This is a genomic window from Pseudomonas sp. MWU13-2862 (genome assembly GCF_023242495.1).
In the GTDB taxonomy this organism is placed as follows: Bacteria; Pseudomonadota; Gammaproteobacteria; order Pseudomonadales; family Pseudomonadaceae; genus Aquipseudomonas; species Aquipseudomonas gingeri_D.
Window position 1 is genome coordinate 30,262 of the sequence record NZ_JALMEZ010000010.1, and the last position, 12,352, is coordinate 42,613.

The window sequence follows — 12,352 nt, forward strand, 5'->3', positions numbered from 1 at the left end:
TCAATCCGACATCCACTGTTCACCGACGCCTAACAGACTACGCGCATATTCGGCCAAGGGGGCGGCGATCAGGTCTTCGGGCTTGGTGTTGTGGAACGTCAGCAAGCCGCCACGGCTTTTGATCCGTGCCGTATCGATCAGGTACTGGGTGCCGGTCTCGATCAGCATGATCTGGATCACCCCGCTGTCCACGCCCAGGCGGTCGACGGATTCCTGGTCGGCCCACTCGTCGTAGTTGCCGATGCGGTCGTCAGCCTTGGCGAAGCGCGTGTACAACAGGTAGTGCGCGCCGGCGGAGCGGGCCTCGGCCATGGCCTGGTCGAGCCCCAGGGGCGCTCGGGCGCGGCGCACCATGGGGAAATATTCGACGAAGCCGTTGAAGGCTTCCTCGGCCACCACGTTGGGACGCGGGTAAGCACTGCCGGGTGGCGTGAAAGCGCCCTGGGCAATGTAGATAAAGGAGTCCGGCTGGATGCGGAACGAGCGGATCCGGCGCGTATCGCTATGGTCGAGCAGTCCCACATCGCTCGCCTGATAACGGACACCTTCCCCCAGATCACTGACTTTCATGCAGCCGCCCAGCGCCAAAAACGCCAGCAGCACAACCAGGCTACGCATCCTACCCTCCAGTGGCCGGTGACGGAAAACCGGCGAATAGTCGCGTGGATGCAGCTTCCGCGCCAGATCAGCCGCCGATGATTTTCATCACCGTCGCGCCGCCCGAAAAAGCCACTTCCTGTTTGTCACCCAAGGCCTTGACCAGCAGCCGCTGCAACGCCGGCAACGCCTCGTGGCGCGGCTTGTCGAGCAGGTCGCCGACATAATGCCGGTTGCTCGACGACAGGCAGCCATGCAGCCAGCCGGTGGACGACAACCGCAAGCGCGAACAAGTCCGACAGAACGGCACGCTTTCGTTCGCGATCACCCCAAAGTGACCACGCCCCGGAATCGCATAACGCACGGCGGTGGCATCCACCGGGGCATCGGCCTGCAGGTATTCATAGCGCTCGCCAATCAGCCCGAGCAACTGCTTGAGACTGACGAACTGCTGGAGAAAGGCATTGCCATCGCTGGCCAGGTGGCCCATGCGCATCAGTTCGATAAAGCGCAGCTCATAGCCGCGCTCAAGACAGTAATCCAGCAGCGGCATCACCTGGTCCAGGTTCTGCCCGCGCAACGGCACCATATTGACCTTGATCTTCAGTCCCGCCGCCCGCGCCTGCTCCATACCGTCGAGTACGCTGGCCAGGTCGCCACCACGGGCGATAGTACGAAAAGCACTGGCATCCAGGGTATCGAGGGAAACGTTGATCCGTTTGATCCCAGCCTCCACCAGCAGCGGCAATTTGCGCGCAAGCAACTGGCCATTGGTGGTCAGGCTGATATCGTCCAGGCCCATCTGGCCGACCGCGCCCATAAAGGCTTCCAGCTTCGGACTGACCAGCGGCTCGCCGCCGGTAATGCGCAAGCGCTCGATCCCCGCCGCCTCGATCAGGTAGGCCACGCCCCGTGCCATGGCCTGCGCCGACAGTTCGTCCTGGGCAGCCACCAGCCGCTTGCCATTGGGCACGCAGTAGGTACAGGCATAATTGCAGGCGGATGTCAGGCTGATGCGCAGATTGCGAAAACGCCTGCCTTGACGGTCAACGATCATGGGACACTCCGGCGATGGACTGTGGAACGCGCAAAACTTGACTTAAAAATCAAGTTTTGACAAGCCCTATCCCTGAGTATAAGCCCGGGGCATTGCGCCATATAGGGGAACGTGGCGCAATCACCAAGCCGAATATCTTAGCTGACGGGCGTTTCAGGGTCGCGCTTGCGCTTGTTGCCCATGCGCACGCCGATATCCATCAGGAACTGGAAGAAACCTTCCTGGTCTTCCAGCACATTGCTCCAGAACGGCGAGTGGTACAGCGCGACAGCGCCATGTACCAGGGCCCAGGCGGCGCAGTAGTGGAAGTACGGCGGCACGTCCTCGAGCTTGCCTTCGCTGATACGGCCCTTGATCAGCAAGGTCAGGCGTTCGAAGTTGGACGCGCGGATCTTGTGCAACTCCTCGACCATCTCCGGCACCTGGTGGCCCTTGACCACTTTTTCTTCCAGGCGGTCGAACAGGCGATAGCGCTGGGGATCACGCATGCGGAATTCGAAGTAGGCCCGGGACAGGGCTTCCTTGTCCTTGTCGACATCCGCCGAGTGCAGCAACTCGTTCAAGTCACGCTCGTAGTCGAGCATAAGGCGCAGGTAGATCTCCGCCTTGGATTTGAAATGCTTGTAGATGGTGCCTTTGCCGATACCGACGGCATCCGCGATCATCTCGACGGTGACACTGTCTTCACCTTGTTCGAGGAACAGCTTTAGCGCGGTATCGAGAATTTCCTGCTCGCGGCGACGAAACTCACGGACCTTACGGGGTTCTTTATGCATAAGAAAAGGTCTGTAGGGGCAAAATCGAAGCCAAGTATTATGCCTGACTCGCGCCAAATTGCACGAATCATCCGAGGCTTTTAGTTTTCACTGTCGACGAATCAGGCCGCCCCGGTCAGAAAATCTTCGCGGTGGTCACGGATCGTCGCCGCCGCCGGCCGCCGAAAAGCGTCCTGGCACGATGAGAACTCAACAGAAGCGCCTGTATTCCAAATCTGTTTAAAAAATGAGCAATGCTGACTGGACGTCGGGCGATCCTGACCAATACTTGAACTGTCGGCGCGACATCTCCCCCAAGTGACGCGCTGATAAAGGTGCCGAAGGACCGCGTACCTTTGTTTTACTCCTAATGGTCTTAACCCGGATTCACCCCCCAGAACCCGGGTTTTTTTTTGCCCGCGATTTAGCCTCTCGGCTCAGGCGCGCACATGGGCCAGGGGAAACAGGCGCTTGAAGTTCTGGGTGGTCTGCTCGGCGAACTGCTCGTAGGGCACCCCGCGCAGCATCGCCAGGTAATCGGCGACATCGCGCACATACTGCGGCAGGTTCGGCTTGCCGCGATGGGGAATCGGCGCCAGGTACGGTGAGTCGGTTTCCACCAGCAGGCGGTCGGCCGGCACTTGTCGCGCGACGTCGCGCAAGGCGTCGGCATTGCGGAAGGTGACGATGCCCGAGAGGGAAATATAGAAGCCCAGGTCCAGTGCGGCCTTGGCCATCTCCCAGTCCTCGGTGAAGCAATGCAGCACGCCGGCCTGGGGCAGTTGCGCCTCGCGCAGCAACGCCAGGGTATCGGCGCGCGCGCCACGGGTGTGGACGATCACCGGCTTGCCGGTCTGCGCGGCTGCTTGCAGGTGCAAGCGGAAGGACGCCTGCTGCAGTTCCGCCGCTTCAGGCTCGTAATGGTAGTCCAGGCCGGTTTCGCCAATGGCCACGACCTTGGGATGCTCAAGCTCGCGCAGCAACCAGTCGAGCGCCGGCGCGGCGTCGGCCTTGACGTCCAGCGGGTGCACGCCGACCGAACAATCGACATCGGCGTAACGCTCGGCCAGGGCCTTCACATCAGCCGCATTGTCGACACTCACGCCGATACACAGGAAGTGCCCGACTCCGCGCTGACGCGCTGCGTCGAGCGCCGCATCGAGGGAGCCGGCATGTTCGGCGAGATCAAGACGGTCGAGGTGGCAATGGGAATCTACAAGCATAAAAAGGCGACAACTACATCGTATGGGTGGGACGGTCGGACTTCAGGGCGCCGGCCAGGTGGGTTTCGATCTTGCTGCGAGCGGTGTTGTCGCCGTCGTTGAATTGCACGCCGACGCCAGCCGCGCGGTTGCCCTGGGCACCCTTGGGGGTGATCCAGGCGACCTTGCCGGCGACCGGGATCTTTTCCGGCTCGTCCATCAGGTTGAGCAACATGAACACCTCGTCGCCCAGCTTGTAGCTCTTGCTGGTGGGGATGAACAGCCCACCGTTCTTGATAAAAGGCATATAGGCCGCGTACAGCACGGACTTGTCCTTGATGGTCAGGGACAGGATACCGTTGCGCGGGCCGGGACCAATGGGTTCGTTCATACTCGCTCCGGTCATGCAGATAGCCGATTCTAGGCCCATCGCCTCAGTGTTGGGTAGGTAAAGCTGCCCATTGCACCAATAGCGCTTCGAGCAGCAGCACCCGATTGAGGTTGGCCTTGCTCAGGACTTTCTGGCGCTGGGCGAGAATCCAGTCCTGGATCGACAGGACCTTGTCCCGGGCGGTTTTCTGCGCCAGGTATTGCACCACCTTGCGCATGTCGGCCAGGCCCAGGCCGGCTTCGTCCTCGGTCAGTTGATAACGCAGGATCAAACTCGACCAGTCGCAGAACCAGTCGAACAGCAACAACAGGGGAATCGCATTCCACCCTTCGGCCAACTGGGTGGCCGATTGCTGTTGCTTGAGCAATTTCTTCACCCCATCGACCACCAGCGCCCGCTGTTCGCGAACGCCCTGGGCCTGGAGACTGACCGCGGCCAGGGGTGAACCCGCCGCCAGGGTCAACAATTCGACCCGTTCTTCCGCACTGCTGTCCGGCAACGCCGTCGCCAGCCATTGCAGGCTCATGGCCTCGCTCGGCAGCGGGCAGGCCTGTTGCACACAACGGCTGCGGATGGTCGGCAGCAAGCGGCTGGACTGATGGCTGACCAGCAACAGCACGGTATCGCCGGAGGGCTCTTCAAGGCTCTTGAGCAAGGCGTTGGCGGCGTTGATATTCATCGACTCCACCGGCTCGATCAGCACCACCTTGCGCCCACCCAGTTGCGCGGTCTGGACCACGAAACTGACCAGGTCGCGGACCTGGTCGACCTTGATCGCCTTGTCGGCTTCTTCAGGTTCCAGGATGTAGTTGTCCGGATGACTGCCGGCGTTCAGCAACAGGCAGGACTTGCAGTGCCCACAGGCATTGAGATTCGTCGGGCTCTTGCACAGCAGCAGCGCCATCAGCCGTTCGGCCAGGGCGCGCTTGCCGATGCCCGCCGGGCCATGCAGCAGATAGGCATGGGCATGCTGGGGCCGCCCGGCCATTTGCTGCCAGAGGCTGTCCTGCCAGGGATAGGCTTCAGCCACGGTGCCGCTCCAGGATTTCCGGCAGCAGGCGGTCGAGGGATTGTTGCACCTGGGCCAGCGTCTGGGCCGCATCCACCAGCCGGTAGCGCGACGGATCGGCTTCGGCGCGTTTCAGGTAGGTGCTGCGCACGGCGTCGAAAAACACCCGGCCTTCCTGCTCGAAACGATCCAACCGACCCCGGGCACTGGCCCGGGCCAGGCCGACTTCCACCGGCAGGTCGAAGACCAGGGTCAGGTCCGGACGCAGTTCGCCCTGGACAAAATGTTCCAGGGTGGCGATACGCTCATGGGACAGGCCGCGACCGCCGCCCTGGTAGGCATAGGTGGCATCGGTAAAACGATCGCACAGCACCACCGCGCCACGGGCCAGGGCCGGACGGATCACCGTGGCCAAGTGCTGGGCCCGCGCAGCGAACACCAGCAGCAGTTCGGTATCGGCACACATGGCTTCATCGCTGGTCGCCAGCAGCAGTTCGCGGATCCGTTCGGCCAGCGGCGTACCGCCAGGCTCACGGGTCAGCAGGACATCGACGCCCTGGGCCCGCAGGCACTCGGCCAGGTAATCGCGGTTGGTACTTTTGCCGGCGCCTTCCGGGCCTTCCAGGGTGATAAACAAGCCAGTCACGGGCAGTCCTTAATCAGGGTCATTGCGAGTCTTTCGCCTCGGCTTCGGTTGACGCGGGTGCCGCGGGTACAGGTTCGACAAGCGGGGCCGACGCGGGTTTCGACTCTGACTCGGGCTCCTCGGGAGCCGGGCTCTGAACCGGGGCCGGCGCGGCCGCTGGAGCCGTCGGCGCAGGTGCAGGTGCCGGAGTAGCAGTCGAAACCGTCGGTGCAGGAGCAGCCGCCGGCGCGGGGCTGGAGCGGTAATCGGCCCGGCGCTTGAGCTGGAACTCACGCACCGCGTTGTTATGGGAGTCCAGGTCGTCGGAAAAGACATGGGTGCCATCGCCGCGCGCCACAAAGTACAGGCTGTTGCCCGCTACCGGGTTCAACGCGGCGTGAATCGCCTCGCGTCCGACCATGGCAATCGGCGTCGGCGGCAGGCCGACATTCATGTAGGTATTGTAGGGATTGGCCTCACGCAGGTGGGCACGGGTGAGCTTGCCGGTATAACGTTCGCCCAGGCCGTAGATCACCGTCGGGTCGGTCTGCAACAACATGCCCTGTTGCATCCGCCGCACGAACACCCCGGCGATCTGGCCGCGCTCCTGGGGCACGCCGGTTTCCTTTTCCACCAGCGATGCCATGATCAGGGCCTGATAAGGCTCGGTATAGGGCGCATCGGCGGAGCGTTTCTGCCACTCCTGGGCCAGGACGCTATCAAGACGATCATAGGCCTTCTCCAGCAGTTCGGCGTCGCTCATGCCACGCACGAAGCGGTAGGTGTCCGGAAAGAAACGCCCCTCGGCGAACACATCCTTGTGCCCCAGCCTGGTCATGACTTCACTGTCACTGAGACCGCTCAGGGTCTGCTGGAGCTTTTCGTTCTTGGCCAGAGCCGCACGCACCTGGCGGAAATTCCAGCCTTCGACCAGAGTCAGGCTGTACTGCACCACTTCGCCGCGCTGCCACAGGGACAACAGCGCACGCACGTCCATGCCCGGCGTGATCCGGTACTCGCCACTGTGCAACGGCACCCCGGCCAGATTGAAACGCCAGTAGAGGCGCAGCCAGAAGGCGTCCTTGAGCAAGCCTTCGGATTCGAGTCGATTGAAAGTGCCCGTCGGTGTCGCACCGGCCGGGACATCCAGCAGCTGTTCCTGCGTCAGGTTGAGGGGCTGCTCCAATGCCGAATGCAGCTTCCAGGCGGAACCGCCCAGCAGCAAACCGGCCAGCACCAGAACGGCTTGCAGCAGCACCAAGAATTTACGTCTCAATTCAAACTTCCAATAGCACGCGGGCAATGCCTTGCAGTTTACGGGTGAGCGGGCCAACCGACCAGCTCAGGTCGGCAAAAGCCCGAACGGGCCAGACACCGTAGACACTGTTACAGAGAAAGACTTCATCAGCTTGCCGGAATTGCTCCAGGCTGATATCGGAAATATCAACAGGGATTGCCAGTGCCTGCGCCTCTTCCAGCAACTGGGCGCGCATCACCCCCGCCACGCCGCAACGACTGAGGTCGGCGGTGCGAAGCACACCCGCCCGCACCAGGAACAGATTACTGAACACGCCTTCGATCACCCGACCGGAGGTGTCGAGCATCAAGCCTTCGGCCTGTTCGCCCCCCTGCCATTCGGCACGGGCCAGGACCTGCTCCAGGCGATTGAGATGCTTGAGCCCGGCCAGCAGGGGCTGCTCGGACAAACGTGTCGTACAGGGGAAAAGGCCAATGCCGTGCTGCTGGTAGGCCTGTGGATAAGTCGGCGGCGGGCTGCCTTGCAGGATCCGTCGCGGTTGCGCATCGGCCGACACCGCATAGCCGCGCTGGCTGTCACCCCGGGTGAGAATCAGCTTGAGCACGCCCTCCCCCAGTGCCGCACCGTAGGCGAGCAACTCGCGGCGAACCAACCCGTGATCCGCCGCGATACCCAGGCGTCGACAACCTTCGGCCAGGCGTTGCAGGTGCCGCTCGAGCAGCAGCGGCTTGCCGGCTTTCACGGCGATGGTCTCGAACAGACCATCGCCGTAGGCCAGGCCGCGGTCCTTGAGGGACAACGCATCGCCCGGCCGGCCGTCGACCCAGCTGTCCATCACTCGGCGAACCGGCGGAACACCAGGGAGCCGTTGGTACCGCCAAAGCCGAAGGAGTTGGACAGCACCACATCGATGGGCATGCGCCGGGCTTCGTGGGGCACGAAATCCAGGTCGCAGCCTTCATCAGGCTCATCGAGGTTGATGGTCGGCGGTGCAACCTGGTCGGCGATGGCCAGCACGCTGAAAATCGCCTCGATGGCACCGGCGGCGCCCAACAGGTGGCCGGTCATCGACTTGGTCGAACTGATCGCCAGCTTGTAGGCCTGCTCACCGAACACCCGCTTGATCGCCTCGGCTTCGGCCAGGTCGCCGGCCGGGGTCGAAGTACCATGGGCGTTGATGTACTGCACCTGATCCAGGTTCAGCTTGGCATCGCGCATGGCATTGGCGATGCAGCGGGCCGCACCGGCACCGTCGTCGGGTGGCGAGGTCATGTGGTAGGCGTCGCCGCTCATGCCGAAGCCGATCAGCTCGGCATAGATGGTGGCGCCTCGGGCCTTGGCGTGCTCCAGCTCTTCGAGCACCAGGGCGCCGGCACCGTCGGACAGCACGAAACCGTCACGCCCCTTGTCCCACGGACGGCTGGCACGGGCCGGCTCGTCATTGCGCGTGGAGAGCGCCCGGGAAGCACCGAAACCGCCCATGCCGAGGCCGCAAGCCGCCATTTCGGCGCCACCGGCAATCATCACATCGGCTTCATCGTAGGCAATATTGCGCGCCGCCATGCCGATGCAGTGGGTGCCGGTGGTGCACGCCGTCGCGATGGCATAGTTCGGCCCCTGGGCGCCCAGGTGGATGGACAGGAAACCGGAAATCATATTGATGATCGACCCGGGCACGAAGAACGGCGAAATACGCCGTGGCCCCTGGTCGTGCAACGTGCGGCAGGTCTGCTCGATATTGGTCAGACCACCAATACCCGACCCCATGGCCACGCCGATGCGCTCACGGTTGGCATCGGTCACTTCAAGGCCGGCGTTACGCACTGCCTGGAAACCGGCTGCCAGGCCGTATTGAATGAACAGGTCGAGTTTGCGGGCTTCTTTGGCCGACAAGTACTCTTCGACATTGAAACCTTTTACCGAGCCGCCAAAACGGGTGGTATAGGCAGAAAGGTCTGTGTGTTCGATCAGACCAATGCCACTACGGCCAGCCAGAATGCCTTGCCAGGTACTCGGAACATCCGCACCCAATGGCGACAACATCCCCATGCCGGTGACTACGACGCGTCTACGCGACACAGCACTCTCCTTTATCCTGTTGACGACACTTTGCCTCACACCTAAAGAAAAAACCGCACGCCGTGATGGCAGTGCGGTTTTTCCACAACAGCAGGCAACGATTACAAACTATTACGCCTGATGGTTGGTAACGTAATCGATGGCAGCTTGTACGGTAGTGATTTTTTCAGCTTCTTCGTCAGGGATTTCGGTCTCGAATTCCTCTTCCAGAGCCATCACAAGCTCAACGGTGTCAAGGGAGTCGGCACCCAGGTCTTCAACGAAGGAAGCAACGTTGGTCACTTCTTCTTCTTTGACGCCCAGTTGCTCGGCAACGATTTTCTTGACGCGTTCTTCGATGGTGCTCATACCTTGTTTTCACTCCTAATGGAAAAATTCAGGCAGCTGGCCGGTGGGTAAGTGTATAGAAAGGCTTTTCAGCTTTTCAACCGAAAGCTTCAGCCTTTGTCCCCCTTTGCCCTCTGCCCCTCAATAAGTTGCAGCTTTATAACGGATTTTAGACAGCTGGTATGACATTTTTTTGAAGCAATCCGTCACATTTGAATTACATGTACATCCCGCCGTTCACCGGGATTGTAGCCCCAGTCACGTATGCCGCACCGTCCGAAGCCAGAAAAGCGACCACTTGCGCGATCTCTTGAGCCTGGCCCAGGCGGCCCAGCGGAATCTGCGTCAGCAAGGCTTCACGCTGCGCTTCAGGCAATTCACGGGTCATATCGGTGTCGATGAACCCTGGAGCCACCGAGTTTACCGTAATCGAGCGCGAACCGACTTCACGCGCCAATGCACGGCTGAAACCTTCGAGGCCGGCCTTGGCTGCCGCGTAGTTTACTTGGCCTGCGTTGCCCATGGCACCCACAACCGAACCAATATTGATGATTCGGCCCCAACGGGCCTTGGTCATGCCGCGCAGAACGCCCTTGGACAGGCGGAACAGGCTGTTGAGATTGGTATCGACCACGTCGTACCACTCGTCATCTTTCATCCGCATCATCAGGTTATCGCGGGTGATACCGGCATTATTGACCAGGATCGCCGGCGCACCGAACTGCTCGCCGATGCTCGCCAGAACGGTGGCAACCGACTCATCGCTGGTTACATTAAGTTCCAGACCCGTGCCTTGAATGCCATGCTCCTTGAGGGTCGCGGCAATTCGCTCGGCACCGGAGGCCGAGGTCGCGGTGCCGATGACCACGGCGCCAAGACGCCCCAGCTCGAGGGCGATGGCTTGGCCGATGCCACGGCTGGCGCCGGTGACCAGTGCAACTTTACCTTGCAGACTCATGCAGGCTTCTCCTGATTCAGGCCCGCGCCGCGCGCGTGGCGGCGAAGGCATCCGGGGTATTGAGGTTGGACGTGTTGACGCCATCGGCGCAACGCTTGTTCAGGCCGGCCAGCACCTTGCCAGGGCCGCATTCGACCAGTTCGGTGGCGCCGTTGGCCGCCAGGCACTGGACCGACTCGACCCAACGCACCGGCTTGTAGAGCTGTTCCAGCAGGTCGCGCTTGAGGGTAGCGAGGTCCGTGGCCACCTGGGCACTGACGTTCTGCACCAGCGGGATCTGCGGTGCCTGCCAGTCGATGGCGGCAACGGATTCGGCAAAACGCTCGGCGGCCGGACGCATCAGTTCGCAATGCGACGGTACGCTGACCGGCAGCGGCAGGGCGCGCTTGGCACCCTTGGCCTTGCAGGCTTCCATGGCGCGCTCGACGGCGGCCTTGGCCCCGGCGATCACCACCTGGCCCGGCGAGTTGAAGTTCACCGCGCTGACCACTTCACCTTGTGCTGAGTCGACGCAGGCCGCAATCACATCGGCATCGTCCAGCCCGAGGATCGCCGCCATGGCCCCCTGCCCGGCCGGAACCGCTTCCTGCATCAGTTGGCCACGGCGCTCCACCAATTTCACCGCATCACCCAGGCTCAGGCTGCCGGCGGCGACCAGCGCGCTGTATTCGCCCAGGCTGTGACCGGCGACATAGGCCGGACGCGCCCCACCTTCAGCCAGCCACAGGCGCCACAAGGCGACGGAGGCGGTGAGGATCGCGGGCTGGGTCTTGTCGGTCTGGTTCAGTTGCTCTTCCGGCCCCTGCTGGGTCAGTGCCCAGAGGTCATAGCCCAGGGCATCGGAGGCTTCTTTGAAGGTCTCCAGGATCAGCGGGTATTGCGCGCCCAGCTCGGCAAGCATGCCAAGGGACTGCGAACCCTGTCCTGGAAAGACGAATGCGAGGGATGTAGACATGTAACAAGCCCCTAATGATCTTGTCGTCGAAGAATTGACGTCCCGCCTTGGCGGACGCAAGAAACTGTCAGTTTGGATGGCTGATTGAACTGAGCGGTCACATTTAAGCATTCCTGCGGGAAAACGCCTAAAGCAATAGCTCCTCCAGGCGACCATGCAGGCGCTCGGGGAGGTTTTCCTGGATCTCGATCAGGGCTCGGGCAATCGCGCTCTGGAAACCCTCGACCCCGGCGGAGCCGTGACTCTTGATGACGATGCCCTGCAAGCCGAGAAAACTCGCACCATTGTGCCGCGCCGGGGCGAGATCGGCCTGCAGGCGCTTGAGCAACGGCAAGGCCAGGGCACCCACCAGGCGCGAGGCCAGGTTCTGCCTGAACAGCGCCTCGATCCGCGCGGCGATCATGGTCGCCAGGCCTTCGCTGGACTTGAGCAGGATATTGCCGACAAAACCGTCGCACACCACCACATCGGCCTCGCCGCGATACAGCCCGTCGCCTTCGACGAAGCCGATGTAGTTCAGCCCCCGCGCCTGCTGCAACAGCGTCGCCGCCAGCTTGACCTGCTGGTTGCCCTTGATGTCCTCGGTGCCGACATTGAGCAGCGCAACACGCGGCCGCAGCACGCCAAGAGCCTCGGCGGCCACCGCCCCCATCACGGCGAACTGGAACAGGTGCTCGGCGCTGCAATCGACGTTCGCCCCCAGGTCCAGCAACTGGCAATAGCCGCGCTGGGTCGGGATGGCCGCGACCATGGCCGGACGATCAATCCCCGGCAAGGTCTTCAGCACATGCCGCGACAAGGCCATCAAGGCCCCGGTATTGCCGGCACTGACACAGGCCTGGACCTTGTCATCGCGCAGCAACTGCAAGGCCACGCGCATCGACGAGTCCGGCTTGCCACGCAGGGCCTGGGACGGACGCTCATCCATGGTGATGATTTCGCTGGCAGGCGTAATGGTCAGGCGCGCGCGATCCACAGTCGGATAACTGGCGATCAGAGGTTCAAGCTGGGAAGGTTGACCGACGAGGGTCAGGTGCAGCGAGGGTGTAGCAGACAGACAGGCAATACTGGCCTGGACAATGCTGCGGGGACCGAAGTCCCCGCCCATTGCGTCGATCGCGATGATCTGAGCGGACAAG

At 62.1% G+C, this 12,352-nt stretch carries 14 protein-coding genes; all 14 read right to left on the reverse strand.

Translation table 11 applies throughout. From position 1 onward, the window contains the following. Positions 1 to 618, reverse strand: coding sequence for a DUF4823 domain-containing protein (locus tag M5C56_RS18535; protein WP_103496785.1), 618 nt, complete (start codon positions 616 to 618; stop codon positions 1 to 3). A 67-nt stretch (positions 619 to 685) separates the two neighbouring features. After that, positions 686 to 1,654: a radical SAM protein gene (locus M5C56_RS18540; protein WP_103496784.1), complete on the reverse strand. Its 969-nt coding sequence runs from the start codon at positions 1,652 to 1,654 to the stop codon at positions 686 to 688. Between the two features lie 137 nt (positions 1,655 to 1,791). Beyond that, complete coding sequence (locus M5C56_RS18545; RefSeq protein WP_103496783.1) at positions 1,792 to 2,430, reverse strand: TetR/AcrR family transcriptional regulator; 639 nt, start codon at positions 2,428 to 2,430, stop codon at positions 1,792 to 1,794. A gap of 416 nt (positions 2,431 to 2,846) precedes the next feature. Beyond that, positions 2,847 to 3,632, reverse strand: coding sequence for a TatD family hydrolase (locus M5C56_RS18550; RefSeq protein ID WP_103496782.1), 786 nt, complete (start codon positions 3,630 to 3,632; stop codon positions 2,847 to 2,849). Positions 3,633 to 3,645: 13 nt separating this feature from the next. Continuing rightward, a complete protein-coding gene (locus M5C56_RS18555) occupies positions 3,646 to 4,002 on the reverse strand; it encodes a PilZ domain-containing protein (protein ID WP_103496781.1) in 357 nt (118 codons plus the stop codon). A 43-nt stretch (positions 4,003 to 4,045) separates the two neighbouring features. Then, the gene (locus tag M5C56_RS18560) at positions 4,046 to 5,032 is read right to left on the reverse strand and encodes a DNA polymerase III subunit delta' (RefSeq protein WP_103496780.1); all 987 of its coding nucleotides are present in this window, start codon (positions 5,030 to 5,032) and stop codon (positions 4,046 to 4,048) included. Further along, the gene (gene tmk / locus M5C56_RS18565; protein ID WP_103496779.1) at positions 5,025 to 5,657 is read right to left on the reverse strand and encodes a dTMP kinase; all 633 of its coding nucleotides are present in this window, start codon (positions 5,655 to 5,657) and stop codon (positions 5,025 to 5,027) included. Before tmk ends, M5C56_RS18560 begins: the two co-directional genes overlap by 8 nt. 19 nt (positions 5,658 to 5,676) lie before the next feature. Next, positions 5,677 to 6,912: an endolytic transglycosylase MltG gene (mltG, locus tag M5C56_RS18570; RefSeq protein WP_103496778.1), complete on the reverse strand. Its 1,236-nt coding sequence runs from the start codon at positions 6,910 to 6,912 to the stop codon at positions 5,677 to 5,679. Between the two features lies 1 nt (position 6,913). Further along, positions 6,914 to 7,729 carry an aminodeoxychorismate lyase gene (gene pabC / locus M5C56_RS18575; RefSeq protein ID WP_103496777.1) on the reverse strand — a complete coding sequence of 272 codons (816 nt, stop codon included), beginning with the start codon at positions 7,727 to 7,729 and terminating at the stop codon, positions 6,914 to 6,916. Beyond that, positions 7,729 to 8,973 carry a beta-ketoacyl-ACP synthase II gene (gene fabF / locus M5C56_RS18580; RefSeq protein ID WP_103496776.1) on the reverse strand — a complete coding sequence of 415 codons (1,245 nt, stop codon included), beginning with the start codon at positions 8,971 to 8,973 and terminating at the stop codon, positions 7,729 to 7,731. Before fabF ends, pabC begins: the two co-directional genes overlap by 1 nt. 111 nt (positions 8,974 to 9,084) lie before the next feature. Continuing rightward, on the reverse strand, positions 9,085 to 9,321 hold the full coding sequence (gene acpP, locus M5C56_RS18585; RefSeq protein WP_103496775.1) for an acyl carrier protein: 237 nt from the start codon (positions 9,319 to 9,321) through the stop codon (positions 9,085 to 9,087). A gap of 196 nt (positions 9,322 to 9,517) precedes the next feature. Next, on the reverse strand, positions 9,518 to 10,258 hold the full coding sequence (gene fabG, locus M5C56_RS18590; protein WP_103496774.1) for a 3-oxoacyl-ACP reductase FabG: 741 nt from the start codon (positions 10,256 to 10,258) through the stop codon (positions 9,518 to 9,520). A 16-nt stretch (positions 10,259 to 10,274) separates the two neighbouring features. After that, positions 10,275 to 11,213 carry an ACP S-malonyltransferase gene (gene fabD / locus M5C56_RS18595; protein WP_103496773.1) on the reverse strand — a complete coding sequence of 313 codons (939 nt, stop codon included), beginning with the start codon at positions 11,211 to 11,213 and terminating at the stop codon, positions 10,275 to 10,277. Between the two features lie 127 nt (positions 11,214 to 11,340). Then, the gene (gene plsX, locus M5C56_RS18600; protein ID WP_103496772.1) at positions 11,341 to 12,351 is read right to left on the reverse strand and encodes a phosphate acyltransferase PlsX; all 1,011 of its coding nucleotides are present in this window, start codon (positions 12,349 to 12,351) and stop codon (positions 11,341 to 11,343) included. Between the last annotated feature and the right edge of the window lies 1 nt (position 12,352).